The 22715-nt window shown below is 63.6% G+C and carries 20 protein-coding genes; 4 read left to right on the top strand and 16 right to left on the bottom strand.

Translation table 11 applies throughout. The features are described 5' to 3' along the window. The first annotated feature begins 2 nt into the window (after positions 1-2). A complete protein-coding gene (locus CN933_RS23015; RefSeq protein WP_102762500.1) occupies positions 3-2660 on the top strand; it encodes a nitrate reductase in 2658 nt (885 codons plus the stop codon). Next, positions 2632-3765, top strand: a complete 1134-nt coding sequence (locus CN933_RS23010; protein WP_180980788.1) for a siroheme synthase family protein — start codon at positions 2632-2634, stop codon at positions 3763-3765. The genes CN933_RS23015 and CN933_RS23010 overlap by 29 nt, the downstream gene beginning before the upstream one ends. A gap of 24 nt (positions 3766-3789) precedes the next feature. Here the strand turns inward: CN933_RS23010 and CN933_RS23005 are convergent, their stop codons facing one another. From CN933_RS23005 to CN933_RS22985, 5 genes are all read right to left on the bottom strand, one after another. After that, a complete protein-coding gene (locus CN933_RS23005) occupies positions 3790-4275 on the bottom strand; it encodes an NUDIX hydrolase (protein WP_102762625.1) in 486 nt (161 codons plus the stop codon). 274 nt (positions 4276-4549) lie between these two features. Continuing rightward, positions 4550-5320 (bottom strand): slipin family protein, encoded by a 771-nt coding sequence (locus CN933_RS23000; RefSeq protein ID WP_100670122.1) that lies wholly within the window; start codon positions 5318-5320, stop codon positions 4550-4552. A 76-nt stretch (positions 5321-5396) separates the two neighbouring features. Further along, a complete protein-coding gene (locus CN933_RS22995) occupies positions 5397-6764 on the bottom strand; it encodes an NfeD family protein (protein ID WP_102762498.1) in 1368 nt (455 codons plus the stop codon). A 177-nt stretch (positions 6765-6941) separates the two neighbouring features. After that, entirely contained in the window at positions 6942-8405 is a 1464-nt protein-coding gene (locus tag CN933_RS22990; RefSeq protein ID WP_102762624.1) for an FAD/NAD(P)-binding protein, read from the bottom strand. A gap of 133 nt (positions 8406-8538) precedes the next feature. Next, positions 8539-9942 carry an FAD/NAD(P)-binding protein gene (locus CN933_RS22985; protein WP_102762497.1) on the bottom strand — a complete coding sequence of 468 codons (1404 nt, stop codon included), beginning with the start codon at positions 9940-9942 and terminating at the stop codon, positions 8539-8541. A 562-nt stretch (positions 9943-10504) separates the two neighbouring features. Between CN933_RS22985 and CN933_RS22975 the strand changes: the two genes are divergently transcribed. Then, positions 10505-11701, top strand: coding sequence for an SfnB family sulfur acquisition oxidoreductase (locus CN933_RS22975; protein ID WP_102762496.1), 1197 nt, complete (start codon positions 10505-10507; stop codon positions 11699-11701). A 72-nt stretch (positions 11702-11773) separates the two neighbouring features. Here CN933_RS22975 and CN933_RS22970 read toward each other — a convergent pair whose 3' ends face one another. From CN933_RS22970 to CN933_RS22955, 4 genes are all read right to left on the bottom strand, one after another. Continuing rightward, positions 11774-12229 (bottom strand): RrF2 family transcriptional regulator, encoded by a 456-nt coding sequence (locus CN933_RS22970; RefSeq protein WP_033047739.1) that lies wholly within the window; start codon positions 12227-12229, stop codon positions 11774-11776. Positions 12230-12553: 324 nt separating this feature from the next. Beyond that, positions 12554-13984, bottom strand: a complete 1431-nt coding sequence (der, locus tag CN933_RS22965; RefSeq protein WP_018098345.1) for a ribosome biogenesis GTPase Der — start codon at positions 13982-13984, stop codon at positions 12554-12556. Positions 13985-14102: 118 nt separating this feature from the next. Next, positions 14103-14771, bottom strand: a complete 669-nt coding sequence (locus CN933_RS22960) for a tetratricopeptide repeat protein (protein ID WP_102762495.1) — start codon at positions 14769-14771, stop codon at positions 14103-14105. An 86-nt stretch (positions 14772-14857) separates the two neighbouring features. Continuing rightward, entirely contained in the window at positions 14858-15442 is a 585-nt protein-coding gene (locus CN933_RS22955) for an NnrU family protein (RefSeq protein ID WP_102762494.1), read from the bottom strand. A gap of 159 nt (positions 15443-15601) precedes the next feature. On the opposite strand from CN933_RS22955, the gene CN933_RS22950 reads away from it, so the two are divergent. Next, positions 15602-16606 (top strand): polysaccharide deacetylase family protein, encoded by a 1005-nt coding sequence (locus CN933_RS22950; RefSeq protein ID WP_102762493.1) that lies wholly within the window; start codon positions 15602-15604, stop codon positions 16604-16606. An 8-nt stretch (positions 16607-16614) separates the two neighbouring features. On the opposite strand, the gene bacA is transcribed toward CN933_RS22950, so the two are convergent. The 7 genes from bacA to CN933_RS22910 form a co-directional block, all read right to left on the bottom strand. Next, positions 16615-17877 (bottom strand): bacteroid development protein BacA, encoded by a 1263-nt coding sequence (bacA, locus tag CN933_RS22945; protein ID WP_033047727.1) that lies wholly within the window; start codon positions 17875-17877, stop codon positions 16615-16617. Between the two features lie 152 nt (positions 17878-18029). Then, positions 18030-19295 (bottom strand): MFS transporter, encoded by a 1266-nt coding sequence (locus tag CN933_RS22940; protein ID WP_180980787.1) that lies wholly within the window; start codon positions 19293-19295, stop codon positions 18030-18032. Positions 19296-19464: 169 nt separating this feature from the next. Next, positions 19465-20214, bottom strand: coding sequence for a type I methionyl aminopeptidase (gene map, locus CN933_RS22930; protein WP_102762492.1), 750 nt, complete (start codon positions 20212-20214; stop codon positions 19465-19467). A 72-nt stretch (positions 20215-20286) separates the two neighbouring features. Further along, positions 20287-21330 (bottom strand): LLM class flavin-dependent oxidoreductase, encoded by a 1044-nt coding sequence (locus CN933_RS22925; RefSeq protein ID WP_102762491.1) that lies wholly within the window; start codon positions 21328-21330, stop codon positions 20287-20289. A 173-nt stretch (positions 21331-21503) separates the two neighbouring features. Further along, complete coding sequence (locus CN933_RS22920) at positions 21504-21935, bottom strand: DUF1801 domain-containing protein (RefSeq protein WP_018098337.1); 432 nt, start codon at positions 21933-21935, stop codon at positions 21504-21506. 27 nt (positions 21936-21962) lie between these two features. After that, complete coding sequence (locus CN933_RS22915) at positions 21963-22430, bottom strand: DUF1801 domain-containing protein (RefSeq protein ID WP_102762622.1); 468 nt, start codon at positions 22428-22430, stop codon at positions 21963-21965. Between the two features lie 10 nt (positions 22431-22440). After that, positions 22441-22662, bottom strand: a complete 222-nt coding sequence (locus CN933_RS22910) for a hypothetical protein (RefSeq protein ID WP_100670110.1) — start codon at positions 22660-22662, stop codon at positions 22441-22443. Positions 22663-22715 lie beyond the last annotated feature (53 nt).

Raw genomic sequence — 22715 nt, 5'->3', positions numbered from 1 at the left:
GCATGGCGCAAGAGGTCAAGACCACCTGTCCCTATTGCGGTGTCGGTTGCGGCGTCATTGCCCGCGTGGGTGATGACGGTGCAGTGAGCGTCAAGGGCGATCCGGAACATCCGGCCAATTTCGGCAGGCTCTGTTCGAAAGGGTCGGCACTCGCCGAGACCCTCGATCTCGACGGCCGCCTCCTTCACCCGGAAATCGGCGGCCGTCGCGCAGGCTGGAGCGAGGCGCTCGATCTCGTTGCCGAACGCTTTTCGCACAGTATCGCCAATCACGGTCCCGATTCGGTTGCCTTCTACGTCTCGGGACAATTGCTGACGGAGGACTATTACATCGCCAACAAGTTGATGAAGGGTTTCATCGGCTCGGCGAATATCGATACCAACTCCCGGCTCTGCATGTCCTCCTCCGTCGCGGGCCACCGCCGGGCCTTCGGTTCCGACACCGTGCCGGGCGTTTACGAGGACCTGGAACTCGCCGATCTCGTGGTGCTGACGGGCTCCAATCTCGCCTGGTGCCACCCGGTGCTCTATCAACGCCTCTCCGCAGCCAAGGCAAACCGCCCGGAGATGAAGATCGTCGTCATCGACCCCCGCCGCACGATGACGGCGGACATCGCCGACATGCATCTGGCGATCGCATCCGACGGAGACGTCGCCCTCTTCAGCGGGCTGCTTGCCCATCTCGCCGCAAGCGGTGCGGTCGACCGGAACTACGTTTCGAATTACACGGGCGGCTTCGACGAGGCCGTCGCGGCCGCATCGAGGCTCGATCCCCCGTCACTTTCCAAGGCGACCGGGCTGACGCCGACGCAGCTTCATGCATTTTTCCGTCTTTTCGAGACGACCGAAAAGGTCGTGACCTGCTATAGCCAGGGGGTTAACCAGTCCGCTGCCGGGACCGACAAGGTCAACGCCATCATCAACTGCCATCTTGCGACCGGGCGCATCGGCCGGCCGGGCATGGGGCCCTTCTCGCTGACCGGGCAGCCCAATGCGATGGGCGGGCGGGAGGTCGGGGGCCTGGCAAACATGCTTGCCGCCCATATGGACATCGAAAAATCACTCCACCGGGACAAGGTACGGCGCTTCTGGGGCGCGCCGGCAGTCGCGAGCAGGCCCGGCCTCAAGGCGGTCGATATGTTCCGCGCCGTCGCCGACGGGCGCATCAAGGCGCTGTGGATCATGGCGACCAACCCGGTCGTCTCGATGCCCGACGCCGATGCCGTCGAAGCGGCGATCAAAGCCTGTCCCTTCGTGGTCGTCTCCGACATCATGAGAGACACCGACACCGCCCGGCACGCCCACGTGCTCCTGCCCTCGCTCGGCTGGGGCGAGAAGGACGGTACGGTCACCAATTCCGAGCGCCGCATCTCGCGTCAGCGCGCCTTTCTCGCAGCTCCCGGCGAAGCGCGGCCCGACTGGTGGCAACTCGCCGCAGTCGGCAGGCGCATGGGCTTCGCCGCGGCCTTCGCCCATGTTTCACCAGCCGAGATCTTCGCCGAGCATGCCTCGCTTTCGGGCTTCGAAAACGACGGACGCCGCGACTTCGACATCAGCGCCCACGCCGAGATCGAAGGCCCTGCCTATGACGGCCTGAAGCCGTTTCAGTGGCCGCAGCCCAAGGGCAGCGCGCCGCACGAAAGGCGGTTCTTTGCCGAGGGCGAATTCTATCATCCGGATGGCCGCGCGCGCTTCGTCGCCGTCGAGGTGCCACTGCCAAGAAGCGCCGTTGATGCCTTCCCCTTCACGCTCAACACCGGCCGGGTGCGCGACCACTGGCATACCATGACGCGCACGGGCAAGAGCGCCAGGCTGTCGGGTCATTTCGCCGAGCCCTTCGTCGAGATTCATCCGGGTGACGCACAGGCGCTCGGCATCAGCGACGCCGACCTCGTCACCCTGGAAAGTCCGCACGGCGCGGCGATCGTCCGGGCGCTGGTCACCGACCGGCAGGCGGAGGGCAATCTCTTCGTGCCCATGCATTGGAACGACCAGTTCGCCTCCAGGGCGCGGATCGATGCGCTGGTTGCGCCGGTAACCGACCCGGTCTCCGGCCAGCCTGCGTCGAAGAACATGCCGATCCGCGCGAGCCGCTTTGCGGCTGCCGCCTATGGCTTCGCGGTATCGGCGCGTAAACCAAAGGAACTCGACGCCGCCTATTGGGCGCTCGCGAGAGCCGAGGGCGGGTGGCGGGTGGAACTCGCCTTCGCCGAAACGAATGCCGACTGGCTCGACTGGTGCCGGAAGACTTTTGCGATCGCCGCCGAGATCGAACCGATCGGCTATACGGACCGCACCTCCGGCGAGCTTCGCCTGGCCTTTTTCGAAGGGGACCGGCTGCTCGCCAGCCTGTTCCTTTCTCCGCGGCCGGTCGCCGTGGCGCGCAGCTGGGCGGTATCGCAGCTCGGCGCTTCGCACCACAACCTCGCCAAGCGCTTTGCGGTCACCGCCGGCCGCCCGGGCGCCGACACGCCCGATCCGGGCGCGACCGTCTGCTCGTGCTTCAGCGTCGGAGTCAACCAGATCACTGCGGCCGTCCGCGACGGTTGCCATAGCGTCGAAGCGGTGGGCGAGAGGCTCAGCGCCGGCACCAATTGCGGCTCCTGCCGCGCCGAGATCAGGGGGATCATAAATGGCTGCCTCACCCTCGCTGCGGAGTGATCCAGCCCAAAAGCCTCAGCGCGTGACCGCACTCGCAACGCTGCCGCTCTTCTGGCCCCTGAACGGCAAACAGGCCGTTGTCGCCGGCGGCAGCGATGCGGCCGCCTGGAAGGCGGAACTGCTGGCGGCCTGCGGCGCGGAAGTTCACGTCTACGCGCCGCGGACGTCGCTGAGCGATCTCTTCCTCGAACTCCTCGCCCGTGGGCCCGCGCATGAACACGGCTTGCTCGTTCACCACGACCAGGCGTGGCATGAGGGTGTTTTTCGCCATGCGGCAATCGCCATTGCCGATTGCGACGACGAGGCCGACGCAGAAGCATTCTTTCGAGCCGGTCGGAGCGCCGGCGTGCCCGTCAACGTCATCGACAAGCCGGCTTTCTGCGCGTTTCAGTTCGGATCGATCGTGAACCGCTCGCCCGTGGTCGTTGCTATCTCGACGGATGGCGCGGCACCGATCCTGGCACAGGCGATCCGCCGGCGGATCGAGGCCCTGCTGCCGCCGGCACTCAAACGGTGGGCAACGGTGGCGCAGGCGATCCGCGACCGCGTGAACGCGCGCCTGAAACCCGGTGCCGCGCGCCGCGCCTTCTGGGAGCGCTTCGTCGACAAGGTCTTTCTGGATACACCGGAGGAGGGTGTAGAGACGCGGCTGATGGCGGAGGTGGATCGTCTGGTCACGCGCCCCTCCGCCGTCGGCCGCGTCACCATCGTCGGCGCCGGCCCCGGCGACGCGGAACTCCTCACCTTGAAGGCGGTTCGCGCCCTGCAAGCCGCCGACGTGATCCTCTTTGACGAATGGATTCCTGACGACGTCCTGGAACTGGCGCGCCGGGAGGCAAGGCGCGTCCCCGTCGCGCCGAGCGCCAAGGGTCGAAACAGAGACATCGCGGCTCTCGTCGGGGAAGGGAAACGCGTGGTGCGCCTTCGGTCCGGGAACCCGATGGCGCTTGCCGGTGCCGTCGAGGAGATCGCAGCGCTTGAGAGCCTAGGAATTCCTGTCGAGATCGTGCCGGGTGTCGAGGCGGCACCTTGCCGTTCCGACGTAATCCAGGTGGCCTTCCGCAGGAGGGAAGTCTCGCAGCCGGGCCTGCGCGCTGCCCATTGATGCAGATCGGGCGTACGCAACCGCTCAGGAGGCGGAACCCGCGGAGCGGTTGGCGTTCCGCGAAGCCTCCAGCCGATCGATGAACGGGCGTTGGGAAACATTTATCTTGCCGCGCGCCTCTTCGAGCGTGAACCATCCGGCGCGGTCGACCTCCGGGAAGACCTGCATCCTGCCGCTCCGTGGCGGCCACTCTGTCTCGAACACGTTGCTGCGCAGGCTGGCAGCGTCGAATTCGCTCTCATGCGCATAGGCGGTGACGAGCTTGCCGCCCTTCTGGCGCTCCTCGCCGAGAAGCTCCAAGGGGCCGGTTATCGCAATGCCGGTCTCCTCGAGGAACTCCCGGCGCGCAGCGGCTTCCGGCTCTTCATCGGCATCATACTCACCCTTCGGGATCGACCAGGCGCCGAGATCCCTGTTCATCCAGAAAGGCCCACCCGGATGGACGAGCAGAACCAGGAGGTTGCCCGCCTCGTATCGATATAGCAGAACGCCCGCACTTCTCTTCGGCATCTTGACCTCTGTCTGAAGCGGCACCGTGCGCCAATCCATGTGTCCATTGATTGTAGCCGATCAATGGACAAAAGCATGCAGCAGCTCAAAGTGCTACAGCGACCTGCAATCTCTCCGCCCCTCATCCTGTGCTCGTCACAGGGATCCAGCAGCGCCACGTCTGCGGCGCGGGAAGCGTTTCTTTCAGCCCAAGGACTTGGTCTGGCGGGATTCCTGTGACAAGCACAGGAATGAGGCGATCAACAAGCCGCCGCGGGTCTGATCTCGACAGGCACTAGGAGGAACCCTCCTTCTTCGTCGCCAGCATGTCGGCGATCTCCATCGGGAACGGGAAGATTATCGTCGAGTTCTTTTCGCCGGCGATGACATTCAAGGTGCTGAGATAGCGCAGCTGCATGGCCTGGGGCTTCCGGGCGAGAATTTCTGCCGCTTCCAGCAGTTTCGCCGCGGCCTGCTGCTCGCCCTCGGCATTGATCACCTTGGCGCGCCTTTCGCGTTCGGCCTCGGCCTGGCGCGCAATCGCCCGGATCATCGATTCGTTGATGTCGACATGCTTGATCTCGACGGTAGCGACCTTGATGCCCCATGCGTCCGTCTGCACGTCGAGGATCTTCTGAATGTCCTCGTTCAGACGGTCGCGCTCCGCCAGCATCTCGTCCAGATCGTGCTTGCCGAGCACGGATCTCAGCGTCGTCTGGGCGAGCTGGCTCGTCGCGGCCATGAAATCCTCGACCTGGATCGTCGATTTCTCCGCGTCGATGACGCGGAAATAGATCACGGCGCTGACCCGCACCGAAACATTGTCGCGCGAGATCACGTCTTGGCTGGGCACGTCGAGAACACGGGTCCTGAGATCGACGCGCACCATCTGCTGCACATAGGGGAGGAGCAGGATCAGCCCCGGTCCCTTGACGCCGGTGAAACGGCCGAGCGTGAAGATCACACCGCGTTCATATTCCCGGAGGATCCTGATCGCAAAGGCGATGACGATCAGCAGGAACAGGAGCGCGGCGACAAAGGGCGCAAGATTTCCAAGCCAGGTCATGAGCGGTCTCCTTTTCCCCCGTGGTCGATTGGGGAGTTGGTGCGGGACGCGGGCGGCAAACCGCGCATGCTTTTCATCATCCCGCTCCAGCCGGTTTGCGCGCCACCTTGAGCGTGAGGCCGTCCCGGCCGACGACCATGACGTCCTCGCCGGGTCCAAGCGGTTCACTGCTGACGGCTCTCCACCGCTCGCCGTGGGCGATCACGTAGCCGTCCGCTCCCGCCCAACTGTCGACCTTGCCGGAAATACCGATCATTTCTTCCGCGCCGGTGGCGACCCTGTGCCGGCGCGAAACAAGGGCGAGACGCGCGACCAGCAGGCTGAACGCCAGGCTGGCTATCGCAATACCGCTCAGTGCAGGCCAGGACACCTGCAGTCCGGGCATGTCCGTGTCGAAGAGAATGGCAGCGCCCAAGACCAGGGCCACGGTGCCGCCGAGGCCGAGCACGCCGAATGACGGCGCATGCGCCTCCGCCACCAGCAGTCCCGCCCCAAGGAGGATAAGGCCCACGCCGGCATAGCTCACCGGCAGCACCCCAAGTGCGTAGAGACCGAGCAGGAGGCTGATGCCGCCGATTGTACCCGGCACCACTGTGCCGGGCGCGAGAAACTCGAAGATGAGCCCGTAGATTCCGACCATCATCAGGAGGAGGGCGACGTTCGGGTTGGTGATCACCGACAGCAGCCGCGTCCGCCAATCCGGCGGAAGATCCTCTATGGCGAGCCCGGACGTATCGAGCCGAACGTCGGATTGGCCGATGCGGACGGGGCGGCCGTGGGCCTGCTTCAAAAGGTCGTCGACGCTAACGGCGGTGAAGTCGATGACCTGCTCGCGCGCGGCTGCGGCGGAGGAAAGGCTCGCAGCCTCGCGCACGGCGCGCTCCGCCCAATCGACGTTGCGGTTGCGCAATTCCGCCAGGCCGCGGATATAGGCGACCGCATCGTTGATGAGTTTCGCTTCGCCGGCATTGGCCGGTTTGCGCGGTTCGGGCTCGTCCGGCTTGCCCGTCTTTTCCTCGCCTTCCTGCTCGTCATTGCCAAACAGTCCTCCGCCGATGGCGATCGGCGTCGCTGCGCCCAGATTCGTCCCCGGGGCCATGGCCGCAATGTGGCTCGCATAAAGGATATAGGTGCCGGCGCTTGCTGCCCGCGCTCCGCTGGGCGCAACGAAACTCGCGACCGGCACGGGCGAATCGAGGATGGCGCGTATGATGTCGCGCATCGACGTATCCAGTCCGCCGGGCGTGTCCATCTGCAGGACCACCAGCGCGGCACCGCGATCCCTGGCCCGTTGAAGACCGCGCGTCACATATTCTGCCGCGGCGGGACTGATGGCTCCGTTGACGTGCAGGACAATTGCCGTGCGCTCGGCTCCGGGCACCGGCGTGACAGGAAATGCGAAGGCCGACAGGAGACTTAACAACAGGATGAGGATGCGGGCCATTCGCCGTCGATACCTCACGGCTTCTCGTCTGCGGGCGCTGGCGGATAGCTGCAAACCACCTCGCCCGCTCCACCTTTCGTCGAAATCGACACATCCTAATATAGTGCAGAATCGCGGAAAGCGTAAGCGATGCCGCATGCATGCTGCCGCAGAAGTTGCATCGTCCTCGCCGCTGGGTCAGCGGGCCGGCGCCGCGGCCGAGCGCGGAGGCGCGCGCGGGTGCACTCGGCGCGCCTGCGCCAGCGCGGCTATCTGCGCCGCCACGAAAATGGCGTGGTCGTTGACCTGCGGCAGGCCCATAAGTTCGCCAAAGGTGCCGCGGGCGAGAGGACCGGCGACGAAGAGGTCGTCCACCTCCCTGCTTTCGCTGTCGAGCGCCCTGCTCGTTTCGCTGCAGGCGAGGCCCAGCCCAACCGTATCGGGGCGCAGGTAACCTGCGGCTCCGAGCGAATTCAGCCAGGATTGGCTTTGCAGGATCGACCGGTGCGCCGGGCCGGTGGTGATCACCACGGCGTCGAATTCCCCTTCTTCCGTTCCGCCAGCCCGCCGCTTCCGGAAAGTGACCGCGACATCCTCGCCGACGCGCGCCATGTGAGCGATCGAGCCGGCGAGGACGCGTATATCGCCGTCCCTCAACCCCGCGCTCACGACCGCATCGATTTGCGGAGCTACACGAAAACGGTGCACGTCCCAGAAAGGCCGCACGTGACGGACAAGCCGCCGCCGCTCGCTCATCGGCAGATTGCGCCAGATCTCGCCGCCTTGTGCTCTGAGGGCATCGAGGACGGCATGCCATGTAAAGCCCGCGGCTTCCGCATCGAGGATCGTCCGGCGCACCTGGGAGAGCAACGCCGCGGCCGATCTCCAAGGCCGTGAGATGAAGTCGCCATAGGGGTCCTGCGCCCGGTCGGCATGTCCACGAGAACGCAGACCCCGCCGGGAAAAGGCGGTGATCGGCCCCTTATGCCCGCCTCTGCGCAGGGTGGCGATCACGTCGGCCGAAGTCAGCCCGGTACCGATGATCAGCACGCGGTCACCGGCCCCGATTCTGTCGAGCGCGCCGGGCTCGGTCGAATCCGGCACGTAGCGGGGGTGCCCCGTCAGGATGGCGCCTACGCCTGCGGGAGCCTCCGGAGCCGGGTGCGTCGTCGCCACCACCAGCACGTCGGCGCGGCTTAGCGTCCCGCCGTCGCCGCGAACCGCCCAGGCCGCTCCCTGACGCTCGACGGATATCACTCTCTCCCGATGGTGTGCGATGCGCCCGTGTTCCAGGAACGGCGCGACCGTCTCGGCGACATAGCGGCCGAAGAGCTGCCGGGCGGGATAGAGATGGCCGTCGCAGGCAAGCGCCTCGGGATCGTCGCGCGGTTCGCTCCGAAGCTCGAGCCAGCGCATGAAATGGTCGGGATCGCCCGGATCGATGCTCATGCGTGCGGCCGGGACATTGACGCGATGCGCGGGCTCCGCGGTATCATAGGCGAGGCCGCATCCCAGCCGCTCCCGCGGCTCGAAGACGGAAATCTGCCAGCCATCCATGGCGCGAGCCCGCGCCAGGTGCGTCGCGACCACGGCACCGGTGAAGCCGCCGCCGATGATTGCGACGGTGGGGCGCGTGAGGTAATGGCCGACGGCATCCGTCATATCGAAGACCTGCTGCGCAGCGACGACCCTGTCGTCGTTGAGTCTACCGTTTGAATTTGCCTGACCGCTACTTTCTGCAGCGGGCCGGATGACCGGCATTCGTCGGCCGCCATTCCGGCCGCCGCGGTCCTGTCTATCCGGCTTTCAGCGCCAGCCGCTTGCCTGTCGCGATAAGCCGTGCTGCCGCATAGGTCTGGGTAACGATCTCAGGGACCAGGTCGATGTCGGGCAGGCTTCCCAATCCGAGCGGACCGATCGCGAAGAGGTTCGGCGTGCGTCCGGACGGGCTCAAGACTTCTCCCGTCGGACTGACCGCGATGCCGAGCTCGAGTTCATCGGGTTCGGCAAGCCCACCCGCAAAAAGACTCCTTAGCAAGGGCGTATCAAGCTCCGGGGCGGAACAGCGGCAATCGATCACCTGATCTGCCCTGAGCAGTTCCTCGGCATGCCGACCCGCCCAGCGCACCATGATGCCTTCCGGCAGGCGCCGCCCAGCCCGTCCGCGGCGAAGCACGGTCCGCCCCTCGGCAAGTTCCTGCTGCAGCCGCGCGTGGACAGCCGCCGGGAGGCGATTTCTGTGGCTGTCGTAGATGGCCCGCAGGTGGCGGTTGAACTGCCGCTTTTCCTGCGCCGAGAGCGATTGCCAGAGCGAGCGCGCCCGCCGGCGCAGGCCGTTCATGGCCGACTGCCAGCTTTGCCCCTTCGCCTCGGCTTCGGCGCAGGCCTGACGCACGAACCGAACGATCCGGCGCAGGCCTTGCGGCATCGGATCGACCGGGAAACTCGGGGCTGCTGCGAGCTGCGTATGCGCCTGCGGCAGGAAGCCGTGGCGCGAAACGAGCGTGATTTCTCCCGCATAACCGTTATCGCGCATCTGGAAAAGCTGGTCGACCACGCGAATGCCGCTGCCGAGCAGGACCGCGTGGCGCGGGTCGACGAGGCGGCGCGTCCGCACAAGCGGTCGCTCCTCGTCAGAAACCTCGAGGTCGCGCGGATGCACGCCGAAGCCCGTTGCAAGAATGACGATGTCGCATGCGTCATGTCCGCCGTCACGCACAAGACTGAAGCGACCGCTTGCGAGTTGGCGCAAACCTGTGACCTGCTCGTGGGAAAACCTCACCGTGATGTCGGAACGTCGGGCAAGCGCCTCGGAAAAGCGTTGATGCACGTAGTCGCTGAAGATTCCTTTCGGCACGAAAATCTGCCGAAAGCCGGGAATGGCCGCCGGAACGGCTGTTCGGAACTCATCATTGGCGCAAAGCCAGTCGTTGAAATCGTCGGGCTGGCCAGCCGCGACCGAGAGGTCGCGCACCCGGCTGTTGAGGATCTCGCAGCGCTGCGCCGCGGAAAAAGCCTGGCCGCCGCTGATCGATGGATGCGGGTCGTACATGGTGAGGTGAAAAGATCCCCGCATCGACTTCATCAGCGCGATCGCCATCATGATGCCGGAAAATCCACGGCCGACGATTGCAATTTCCGGCTGCGAGGACGAGGCGGCCGCCGCTGACCTGCCGGCAAACAATCCACGAACGGTCATGTGAGCTCCTTTCGCGAGCTGGCTGTCGCTCCGTGGTCGGGGCAACTCTTAAGCAGGACTTCGAGACACACAAAAGCTCTGGTGAATTTCACGGGCTCGTATACCGCTCGCCCGTCGGGATTTCCGGGGCGACGCTCCAGCCAAAGAACGCCTTGCGCCGCCTCCCTCCCGCTTCAAGCGAAATAAAACTCCGGTCGAATACCGCCTAGCGCGCGCAATGACCGCTGCAGGACTTCCAGTTCTTGCATGTTGTACCCTCAAATCGGCTCCGACGTAAGAAACATGCAGCAGCGTTTCGGCCAGATGGTCATCCTTTTCGGAAGTAGTCTATAATTTTTGTATTCTATTGCAAATGCCCCCAACGGCAAGCTATTTTTCTAAAGGTAACGGCAATGGCGCGCCGTCGTTACGCACAACTCATTGATACTCTTGGCATTTTTCATATTAAAAGCGATTCCCCTACCGGGCGTCCACCTGCGCGACCGCCTCCGGGAGGGACTGGAAGAAAATAGCGCCTGCTCCATACTAAAGGGCGGCGGCAATGCTCCACGGAGGGACAAGGATGGGGAACATCTCGCAATTCGCCGGAAAGACCAACCCGACGCCGCACCGCATCGAGAGCGAGGAAGAGGCTCTGGCGATTGCAAGGGAGCTGGCGCTCCGGTTCTCCGACCGCGCCATCGAGCGCGACCTGGAGCGCGTCCTTCCTCACGACGAACTCGACCAGTTCGCCCAGTCGGGACTGCTGGCGATCAGCATTCCATCGGAATACGAGGGCATCGACGTCTCCAACGTCGTGCTTGCCGAGATAACGGCGATCCTGGCGGAGGCAGACAGCTCCATTGGTCAGATCCCGCAAGGCCACTTTTACGTCCTCGAGGCGCTGCGCCAGCATGCCACCGAAGAACAGAAGCGGTTCTTCTTTGGGCGCGCCATGGCAGGCGACCGCTTCGGCAGCGCACTTTCGGAAAGCGGCGACGACAAAGCCCGGATCACTGGGAATGGCGCCGGCTACCAGATCAACGGCCGGAAGCAAAACTCCACGGGCGTTCTCTTCGCCGACTGGCTCGCCATCTCCGCGCTCGATCCCGCCGACCGCATGACCATGTCGTTCGTTCCGCGCGCGACTGACGGCGTCCGGATCATCGACGATTGGGACAGTTTTGGGCAGCGCGTCACTGGCAGCGGCACGGTGGTCCTCGAAGACGTTCACGTGGATCTCGGTTCTGTCGTGCCGCATCACCGCGGCTTCGGGCGACCGAATACGATCGGTTCCGTCGGCGAGATCATCCATGCCGGCGTCGATCTCGGTATCGCGCGGGCAGCGTTCCGAGAGACCCTCGATCTCGTCCGCAACGCGGCAGCAACCAAGAGCGATGTGCTGGAGCGGGCATCGGAGGATGCTTTGACGATCGCAAGGGTCGGCGAAGTCGCAATACGCATCGAGGCCGCCACCGCGCTCATCGAGCATGCCGGTCGCAAGGTCGATACCGCTCAGGTCGATCCGACCGAGGAACACGCGGTCGAAGCCAGCCTCTCGGTTACCGCCGCCAAGGTCCTAGCCGCCGCGGCCGCGCTGGAGGCAGCCAATGCGCTTTTCGATCTCGCCGGCTCCGCCTCTGCGAAAGTCGCGCTCAATCTAGACCGCTATTGGCGCAACGCCCGCGCTCACACGCTGCAAGACCCGGTGCGCTGGAAACATCATCTTGTCGGCAACTACCACCTCAAGGGCGTAAAGCCGCGCAGCGGGTCACTGTGAGGATGAACGCTCGCATTGATGAGGAACGGACGTACACCTATGTCTGCCGCGGGGGGACCGCACCCTCGGCGCTCAGCCCGCTTCGCTGAGAAGCGGCGCTACGGCGGCCTCTCTCTCGCTTGCTGCAAATTGCGCGAGCGTCATGTTGTCGAGAATGTCGGCCACGGCATCGCGCACGACGATCATCGAACGGCGCACGTGACAGGTTTCCGGATCCGAACAGTCATCGCAGACTTCATAGGCGGTGCGGCTCGCACAACGGATCGGCGCCAGCGGCCCGTCAAGCGTGCGGATCACCTGACCGACGCGGATCTCGGATGCGGGCCGTGCCAGCGCGTAGCCGCCGCCGGGGCCTTTCTTCGAGCGAAGAAAGCCGGCATTCCTGAGTTCGAGCATGATCGTGTCGAGAAACTTCTTCGGCAAGTTGTTACGAACGGCGATTTCCGTGATGAAAGCCGTTTCGCCCGGCTGAAGCTGGGCAAGATCGACCATCGCCTTCAAACCGTACTTTCCTTTTTTTGTCAGCATGAGAACATCGCTTTCGAGACGGATCGCGGCAAACGAGAAAAGCACGCGACCTTCATCCGCGACCGCGCCCCAGACACATCGATCCCGACGACGCGGATCGTCCAATTCTCGCAGAGCCAAGTGCCGTTTCCCAGCCTGCCGAGCCAATCTGCCACGGCTCGCCAACGTCGGCATCCTAGGATTCAGTTATAGATCAAGCCTAATTTGGCGGCAAGGAAATCAATTCACCTGCTACATAGATTTACTCTATTAGAGCGGTAGATGGCATCAAAAAGCGCCGCATTGCGAAACGAATCGTGAGTTCTTTTGCTGCCGCCGGAGCTCTCAGCGCCTTTTGCGCGCCTTAGACTCGAAAGGATTCTCCGACGCGCGGAAATGCACGCGGATCGGCACGCCCGGCAGGTCGAAGTCGTTTCGCAAGCCGTTGATGAGGTAGCGGGTGTAGGACTCCGGCACCGCCTCCGGACGTGTACAGGAAATCATGAAACCCGGTGGCCGCGCCTTGACCTGCGTCATGTATTTAAGCTTGAGGCGGCGGCCCGAGACGGCCGGCGGGGGATGCTGCACCTGCTGCGTTTCCAGCCACCGGTTGAGGCGCGCCGTGGAGATGCGCCGGTTCCAGACCTTGTCCGTTTCGATGATGGCCTGCATCAGCCGGTCGAGGCCGTAGCCGGTGTGCCCGGAAATCGGCACTGCACGGATGCCGCGCGCCTGCGGCAACAGCCGCTCGGTCTTTTCGCGCAAATCTACAAGCAGTGCCTGCCAGTTCTCGACCAGATCCCATTTGTTGAAGGCAAGCACGGCTGCACGCCCCTCGCGCAGCACCAGATCGACGATCTGCAGGTCCTGCTTCTCGAAAGGGATCGTGGCGTCGAAGACGATGACGACGGTCTCGGCGAAGCGGATCGCCCGCAGCGCATCCGCAACCGAAAGCTTTTCGAGCTTCTCCTGAACCTTCGCCTTGCGGCGCATGCCGGCCGTATCGAACATCTTTATGGTGCGGCCGCGCCAGTCCCATTCGACAGAAATGGAGTCGCGGGTAATGCCCGCCTCCGGCCCTGTCAGCAGCCGGTCTTCGCCAAGGAACCGGTTGATCAGAGTCGATTTTCCGGCATTCGGCCGGCCCACGATCGCCACCCGAAGCGGCTTGGTCTCGTCATAGGCGGGCTCGACCTCCTCGTCCTCGGTACCTTCACCGGCAACGGGGCGGATATCCACATTCGTCTCGGCAACGTCTTCCGCCGGCGGGAACGCCCTCTCCTCGCCGAGTGCGGCGACGATCGCGTCACGCAGGTCGAGCATGCCCTGGCCGTGTTCGGCCGAGATCGGGCAGGGTTCGCCGAGGCCGAGCGTGAAGGCGTCGTAGAATCCGCCTTCGGAGCCCCGGGCCTCGGACTTGTTGGCGACGACGACGACGGGCTTGCCCCGGCGGCGCAGCATCTCGCCGAGCGTTTGATCTGCCGGTGTCAGGCCGGCCTTGGCATCGACGACGAAGAGCGACAGATCCGCCTCGTCGATGGCCGCCTCCGTCTGCGCCCACATCCGCCCCTGCAGGCTGTCGGGTGACGATTCCTCGAGACCGGCCGTATCGATGATGCGGAACTTGAGGTCGACCAGCTTCGCGTCGCCCGGACGCCGGTCGCGGGTAACCCCCGGCGTATCGTCGACGAGCGCCAGCTTCTTGCCAACCAGGCGGTTGAACAAGGTGGACTTGCCGACATTGGGGCGCCCGATAATGGCGACGGTGAAGCTCATCTTGACATCCGTGCTAAAGCGCCTCGCGTGCAGTGGTCACGCGACGCGCTTCAAGTTTCTGTTTTTGTGCATGCCGTTACCCCAAAACCGCTGCGCACTTTTGGGCGACATGCCTGCGTCAGGCCTTGCCTGTCGACGCGATCACATCCAGCAGCATCTGCGCCCGGTTCATGATGCCGCGCGGGCTTTGCGCATCGTCGACGATCTGCTGGAACCAGCTCTTCGCCTTGGCATAGTCACCGGCCTTGTAGGCCGAAAGGCCAAGCGCCTCGCGCGCCGAATGACGCATGGCGTTCTGCGGAACGGCCAGTTGCTCGACCTCGGAGGACACCTGCTCGTAGGATCCTGCGTCGATAAGCAGATAGGCCGCACGCAGCCGGGCCGCATCGCGGAGGGCAGCCGGAATACGCGTATCCCTGCCGATCTCCGAGAACGCCGCGACTGCCGCATCCGTTTCACCCTTTTGCGCCTGCAGCGTCGCAAGGCGCAACTGCGCCAGAACCGGATAGGATCCGTAACCGTCCTTTTCGAGCTCGGTCAGAGCGGCGAGCGCCTCGTCCGACTTGTTCTCCCGGGCAAGGTTGAGCGCCGCGAGGAAGGTGTCGCCCGATTGCGACGAGGAGGCCTCCTGCCAATAATCGTATCCGACCTTGCCGACGGTGCCGAGCACGATCAGAACGGCAACCCCGATGATGATACCGCCGAAGCGCGTCCAGACGGCCTTCATCTGGTCCGAACGGAGTTCGTCATTGACCTCGCGGATAAAGCTGTCGTCCTGGTTTACCATGTCCCGTCCCGGCCGCCCGGCCCTGATCTGAAGAAGTTGGCGCGTTCTACCCGATTTTACGCCTGATGTAAGGGGGAGATCGACATTTAGAGAACGACCGGCTGCACGCCTATCAGAAGCTCATGCAGCTTCCAGACGAAGAGCACAAAGGCGACGAGGCCGATAAGAACCGCCAATACGTCGTTGCGCGTCGATTTAAACACGGGAAGCACCTTCTCACCGGCGCGCTCGCGCCGTTTCAACGAGATGCGCAGGATCACCGCCCAGGCGAGAAAGGAACCGAAAAGCAGGACCGAGGACCTCTCGCTATTCGCAAGGAGGTGCGCCAGCGCCCATATCTTGATCGAGAGGACCTGCGGATGCTTGAGCGCGACGGCGATGCGGCCAGCCGGCAGGAATCCGGCGGCAAGCACGATGAAGGCGACGAGCATCAACAGAAGGGCGATATGGCGCAGGAATATCGGCGGATCGTAGAGCATGCCCGTTTCGCCACGCGCCTGACCAAAACCATAGATGATCAGACAGAGGCCGACGAGGCTGACGATCGTATAGAGCCCCATCCAAGTGCCCTTGCCGCGGCTTTCGATAATGCCGGCACGAAAGCCGGGCGCAACCACGCGGACGAGGTGCATGCCGAGAAATATGATGATGCCGAGAACGAGTATGGCCATGGGTCACCGCTTGTTCGAGATGTCGGACCGCTACAGCGCCGCGCTTTGCCGATCCACCTGACTACGCACTACCTTCGATAGCGCCTGTTTTCCAGCCCAATCAAAGGATTGCCGCAATTTCCGGACAACTGCGACGAAACCAAACGTCACAGTTGAAACATGATTCGTATTTTCCTGGCTTTATCACTCGCTCTTTTTCCCGCTCTCGCCCTCGCCGATCCGCCGCCGGCACCCCCGTCGCCGAACGGCAAACAGCTCGTCGTCATCTCCTTCGACGGCGCGCACGACAATGCGCTTTGGGAAAAAAGCCTTGCCCTGGCAAGGCGAACGGGCGCGCATTTCACCTATTTCCTCTCCTGCACCTTCCTGATGACGAAGGTCGACGGGAAGCAGATCTACCGGGCGCCCGGACAGAAGCAGGGACGCTCGAATGTCGGCTTCGCACAGAGCCGCGAAGAGATCGCGATCCGCGTCGACCATATCTGGCAGGCGCATCGCGATGGTCACGACCTCGGCAGCCACGCCTGCGGCCATTTCGACGGCAAAGGCTGGAGCAAGGCCGATTGGGAGCGGGAGTTTTCGGCTTTCCGCGCGGCGCTCGCCGAAGCCTGGAAGAGGGCCGGCAAGCCGGAAGCCGAGCCGGAAGGCTGGGCCGATTTCGCGAAGAACGGGATAATGGGCTTTCGCGCCCCCTACCTGTCACTCAGCGACGGCCTGGTGCCTGCACTCGAAGCGTTCGGCTTCAGCTATGATGCGAGCCTCGTCACCAAAGGGCCCGGCTGGCCCAGCTTCGCCGACGGTCTGCCGCGCTTCGGCCTGCCGCTCATTCCCGAAGGCCCTTCCCACCGGCCGGTTATCGGCATGGACTACAATCTCTTCGTGCGCCATTCGATGGGAGTCGAGAACAGAAAGGACAGCGTCCGCTTCGAGGAGCGGACGCTTGCGGCGTTCCGCAATGCCTTCCTGAAGGAATATGAAGGCGAGCGGATCCCTCTTCAGCTCGGCTTCCACTTCGTCGAGATGAACGGCGGCGCCTATTGGCGGGCGCTCGATCGCTTTCTCTCGGAGACCTGCAACAAGCCGGACGTCGCCTGCGTCAGCTATGCCGAGGCGTTGCCGATGATCGAGGCTGCAAGAAAGAAGGCGGATCGCTCCGCCTTCTGATGCCGCCGTTACAGAGCCAGCTCTTCCTGACCGCCAGCGTCGATGAACTGCCGGTCGATCTCCGGCAGCGGCTCGTCGACCAGCACCGCCTCGAAGGCTTTGAGGCGTTTGTAGATCGACAGCAGCTCGACGATGGTCGTCCAGGAATTGACGAGATACTGGAATGACTCCCGCACCTGCCCGAACACATTCAGCACCTGGTTCATGACGCCGAGTGTGAGCTTTCCCGCCACGATTGCCGGGACCAGCACGAAAGTGCCGAAGAGATTGTCGGCCTGCAGGTAGAAAATGCGGGCAATATTGAAGTACATGTAATGGAAATACAGGCGAAAATAGTTGCGCCTGACGTTGTCGAAGAGCTGCGCGAGCGTTATCGGATCGGCGCGGTCTTCATGGTCCTCGCCATAGACCAGTTCCTTCCGGTATGCGGCTTCGACGCGCTGATTGCGAAATTCCAGTCCCGGAAGCTTGATGCCGACTGCGGCCAGGAACACCGTACCAAAGACCGACCAGAATACGGCCGCCCAGACAAGGGCGTGCGGTATCTCGCCGACAATGGGCAAGACGTTCACCTGTTCGGAAAACTTGAAGAGAACCGGGAGAAAGGCGATCAGCGTCATGATAGAACTGACAAGACCGACACCCAGCCTCTCGACTGTGCTGGAGAAGCGCATTGTGTCCTCTTGCACACGCTGCGATGCGCCTTCGACGTGGCGCAGTCTGGGCCAATGCGCGACATAAAATTCGTTCATCGCCGTACGCCAGCGAAAGATGTAATGGCTGACGAAAAAGAGGTTGAGCACACCGACCGTCACCGCCACGAAGGCAATGCCCGAAAATCCGACCATTCCCGAATAGAGCTGCCCTGCGGTGACCGGCGCCGTACGCGCCAGCGCCTGCTGGATCAAATCATAGAACGGGCCGTACCACGCGTTGATCGCGACGCTGACCTGAACCGAAAAATAGGTATTGAAAATGATCAGCGCCGTGCCGAGTACCGACCAATACTGCCACCGATGCGGGCTGTAGGCGAACCAGAACGCGGCGAACAATCCTGAGACCACCGCATAATAGATGTAAAACCAGAGAAAGGGGGTCGACCAGAAAACGGAAACGCCGATGACGGGTTCCTGTCCTGGAGGAAGCGGCGGCAAGCCCACGTAGGCGCCAATGTCCCGCCCCCCGGCATACCAGGCAAGGACGGCGAGCAGGCTCCAGACGGCGGAAGATATGAAAAACAGCTTCGGCTTGGGAAAGAAGGATTGGAACAAGGGACGGCACTCTCGTTTCGGGGAGGTCAAGGACTTGCCTCCTGATGCGCCGAAACTAGGGCAAATCACATTGCGCAACAATTACGGAATGCGAATGTTACTGTTATTTCATGTGGCTGCCGACGCGGCCTGCCCGGATCAGTGAGGACCCGTCATCGTGCAAGAGCTTCACTTATCCGGCGCAATTCGGCGAGGACGACGATCCCGCAGATCATGAGAACGACGGCGGCGACCAGGGTCGGCAAAGCGTAGCTTCCGGTGCGCTCGGCGAGCCAGCCGGCGACCAGCGGCCCGACGATCTGGCCGACCCCGAAGGCAGCGGTCATGAAGGCGAGGGCCCGGCGCGGACTTTCGGGGGCGAGTTGTCGTCCGATCTGCAGTCCATAGGCCGTGACCATCATGAAGGTGGCGCCCAGCATCAGCCCGCCGACGAGCGGCGCAAAGGGGGAAGGCAACGAAACCGTCAGAATGAGGCCTGCCGCCTCGACCAGCAATCCGGCCGCATAGACCCCGGCCAATCCGAGACGCGGCACGGCGAAGCGCCAGAGATAAACCGACAGGGCGGCGCTGACTCCGGTGATCAGCCAGGAAAGAAACTCGATGCTGTGGTCGCCGCTCGCGTCGCGGGCCATGGCGACGAGGAACGTGGCAGTGATCACGTAGCCGAACCCGAAAAGGCCGTAGGTCAGCGTCATCGTCATGAGCGGCCGAGATCGGACGAGCCGCGCCTCCGGTGGACCGCCGATGGCGGCGTGACGGCTCGACGGCAGCATCGCGGCCACCAGAACCGTACCCGCCAGCGCGACCAGACCGCCAGCGAACCAGTCGGCCTGCGATTTCGAAAGGGCCGCGATGCCTGCGAGCGGCGCGATCCAGACCACGACGGAGGAAAGCGCGATGCCGAAACCGACGCCGCCGAAATGCACCGAAGGCACGTGCTCGGATCTGGCAGCGAGCCCCTGCCCCAGCACTATCCCCGAGATGAAGATCATCGCAAAGGCGCTCGCCAGACCCGCAAGAAAGCGGATGATGGAATAGGCAAGCACCGAGGACGTAAGTCCCATGGCGGCAAGCAGCACGGTCGTCGCGACGAGAGCCGCGAGGCCGACCCCGCGCTCGCGGCCCTGCGCCCAGCCATAGCCGGCAAGCACCGCGCCTGCGAGATATCCGATGAAATTCGCCGAGGCGACCAGGCCTGCATCAGCAGGAGAAAGGCCGGTGTCGATCATCATCGCCGGCAGGATGGGCGTATAGGAGAACCGGCCGAAGCCCATGGCCACCGCCATGGCGACCGCACCGGCGATCGCGGTCGCTGCGAGACTTCCGCTCGAGCCGCTGCCGGCGGACTCGAAGCCGCTCGGCTCTGTCGAGTGCCTGGGCGCCGGTTCGCGGTCGTGCCGTCTCTGGAGAGTGCTCATGCCCCCTTATTGCATCGCAGCAAGAGAGCGGCAAATCATTATAATTGAACGGTTCATTGATGGAATCGAATGATCTGCGCTGAGAAAAGCGGGAGCGGGTGTGATACCCCCCTCTGCCCTGCCGGGCAGAGGGGGAGAGCCTTCCGTCGCACACCTGTCCTAAGTCCCCCTAACCCGGCAGCGTCACGACCAGCGGCCCGCTGCGGGTGACGACCACCGTGTGCTCATATTGGACAGTCGGTGCGCGCGGTTCGCTGTAGAGGGTCCAGTCGTCGTTGCCTCCTTCAGCCCATTGCGCGCCCATCGACAGGAAGGGTTCGACCGTGAAGACCATGCCCTCGGTCATCCGCCGCCGCTCGGACGGGTCCGGCCAGGTTGCAATTTCGCTCGGTTCCTCGTGCAGCGACCGGCCGATGCCGTGGCTCGCCAGATTGGCGACGAGGGAGTAGCGGTTCTTGCGCGCGAACTCGCCGATCGAATTGCCGATCGCGGCAAGCGACTGGCCTGGCTTGACCTGTTTCAAACCCACCCACATCGCCCGCTTGCCGTCGCGGCAGAGCCGGTCGATCTCGGTCTTGACCGGCGGCACGGGAAAGGACGCCCCCGTATCGGCGAAGAGCCCGCCCTTTTCGGCGGAAACGTCGATATTGACGAGATCGCCCGGCTGGATCACCCGGAGGCCCGGTATGCCGTGGGCGATCTCCTCGTTGACGCTGATGCAGGTCGCGCCGGGGAAATCATAGCAAAGCTCGGGTGCCGAACGGGCGCCTGCCTCCTCCAGCACCTTGCGGCCGATCGCGTCGAGCTCGGCCGTGGTAATGCCGGGTTCCAGCGCCTCGCCCATCGCCTGTAGCGCATTGGCGCAAATCCGGCCGATTTCCTTCAGCCTCTCGAGGTCTTCGTCGTTGTTGAGGGTCATGGATGTCTCGCTTTCGCGGCCACATTTAGCGCTACGACGCCGCATATGCCAGTGCCGACGGAAGCGGCCGGCTTAGGAAGCGCGCTCCTCCGCCAGCATCTCGCGTACCAGAGGCGCGACCTTGGTGCCGTAAAGTTCGATGCCGTGCAGGATCCGGTCATGCGGCATCGGACCGATCGCCATCTGCAGCAGGAAGCGGTCGTTTCCGAAGAGCTTCCGATGCGCAACGATCTTCCTGGCAACGGTTTCCGGATCGCCGAGGAAGAGATTGCCCGTCGGGCTGATCGCCTGATCGAAGTGGGCGCGGCTGGTCGGCCCCCAGCCGCGTTCGCGTCCGATGCGGTTCATTACCTCGGCCTGCGGCCCATAGAACTGATCTGCAGCTTCTTGCGTGCTATCGGCGATGAAGCCGTGGACGTTGATGCTCGTCTTCAGCTTCGACGGATCCTGCCCCGAACGGCGCGCAGCTTCGCGGTAGAGCTGGAAGAGCGGCGCAAACCGTGCCGGTTCGCCGCCGATGATGGCAAGCGCCATCGGCACGCCGAGCGCACCGGCACGCGCAACCGACTGCGGCGTTCCGCCGACCGCAATCCAGAGCGGCAGCGGGTCCTGCAGCGGGCGCGGATAAACGCCCCGATCATTGATCGGAGATCTCAGCGCACCCGACCAGGTGACCCTTTCACGATCGCGCAGCGCCAAAAGGAGATCGAGCTTTTCGGCGAAAAGCTGGTCGTAATCGTCCAGCGACTGGCCGAAGAGCGGGAATGATTCGATGAAGGAGCCACGTCCGGCCATGATCTCGGCGCGTCCGTTCGACAGGAGGTCGAGGGTGGCGAATTGCTGGAAGACGCGGACGGGATCGTCGGAGCTCAACACCGTGACCGCGCTCGTCAGCCGGATGCGGCTGGTGCGTGCGGCGGCCGCCGCGAGGATCACCGCCGGTGCCGACGCCGCATAGTCGGGCCGGTGATGTTCGCCGAGGCCGAAAACGTCGAGACCCACCTGATCGGCAAGCTCGATCTCCTCCAGGAGATCGGCCAGACGCCGGCGCCCCTCGGCTCCCTTGTCGGCTGCGTTCGGATCGACGTCGGCGAATGTATAGAGTCCGAGTTCCATGACTGGCTTCCTGCGAGGTCTGCGCGCGATGAGGAAAAGTGTGTGAGGCTCCCCGCCCGCATTCCGCGCCTCAACTTATTGGATCTAGCGTGAGGCTAGAGATAATCGGCGCAGGACCAGGTCGCAAATGCGCCTTTGGGAAACGCACTGTTTCCCGCTGATGTCCGCTGGGGTCAGGCGCTCTTCGGCTTCTTCTGCGAACGGGCGCCTGTGCGTGCTGATGTGTTCAGCGCCACCGCGGCACGAACGAGCGCGATGAACGCCTCTTCATCGATCTTCTCGCCCTCACGGAAATCGATCGCGCGCCGCGTATTGCCTTCCAGGCTGGAGTTGAAAAGGCCCGAAGGGTCTTCCAGCGAGGCACCTTTGGCAAAGGTCGTCTTCACGACCGCCTTGTAGACTTCGCCGGTGCAGATTATCCCGGCGTGTTCCCACACGGGGACCCCTCTCCACTTTACTTCCTCGATCACATCCGGGTCGGCCTGCTGGATGAGTTTCCGGATCCTGGCGAGCGTCTCGCCGCGCCAATCGTCAAGAGCATCGATTTTAGCATCTATCAGTTTGGAGGGAGTCGCTTCGTTCGAACCGCTCGTCCTGTTCTCCATGGTCTGCACTTTCCTGATGGTTGTGGCTTACATACGTTCGCCGGGCAATCGGCTGGCTTGCCTTACCCAGGCGGAGAATTGAGCTTCGTCGAGTTGCCCCTCGTAAACATCGAGGTAGCGTACTTCCGGATATTTGGACTTGCCGGGCGGGACAGGATCGAGCGCAGCGCCGCGGAAGAACGTCACCTTGATGTATTTGGTGAAGCAGTGGAAGCTGAGAAACCAGGCATTGTCCTCGACACCGTAGAAAGGCGAGTTCCACTTCACCGCCTTGTGCACGCCGGGAACGGCCTCAACAATCAGAGCATCGAGGCGCCGCCCGACATCGCTCTTCCAGCCCGGCATCGCCGCGATGTAGGCCTGCACCGGAGCATCGCCATAGCCCTTCGCGATCTGGGGGTTGCCGCCCGAGAGCAGGGTCGGCCGTCCAGAGACCGGCTCGGCGGCGGCCTTCTTCGCAACATTCCTGCTCTTCCCGGGCGTCTTGCCGACCATCGTCTTCACCTCATTGCGCCGCGGGCCGGCCGCTGCGCCTCCTCGCGGCATAGGGTAACACGAACATATAGAGGCCGGTGAAAAGCAGCAGGAAGAGCGGCAGCAGCGGGGAATAGACCACCCATGCAGGAGGTTCTCCCAATCCCATGGCCGCGAAGTTGGCGATGACGGTTACCGTGAAGACGATGGACAACCACCGGTGGATCTGACGAATCCAGGCGTTCCATTCCATTGAAGATCTCCCATTGACATGAAGCGAGCGAGCCCGCACCGGCCCGACGTCGG

It is taken from the genome of Sinorhizobium sp. M4_45 (assembly GCF_002885915.1).
Classification (GTDB): Bacteria; Pseudomonadota; Alphaproteobacteria; order Rhizobiales; family Rhizobiaceae; genus Sinorhizobium; species Sinorhizobium meliloti_A.
This window is presented reverse-complemented; position numbering and strand designations above follow the sequence as displayed.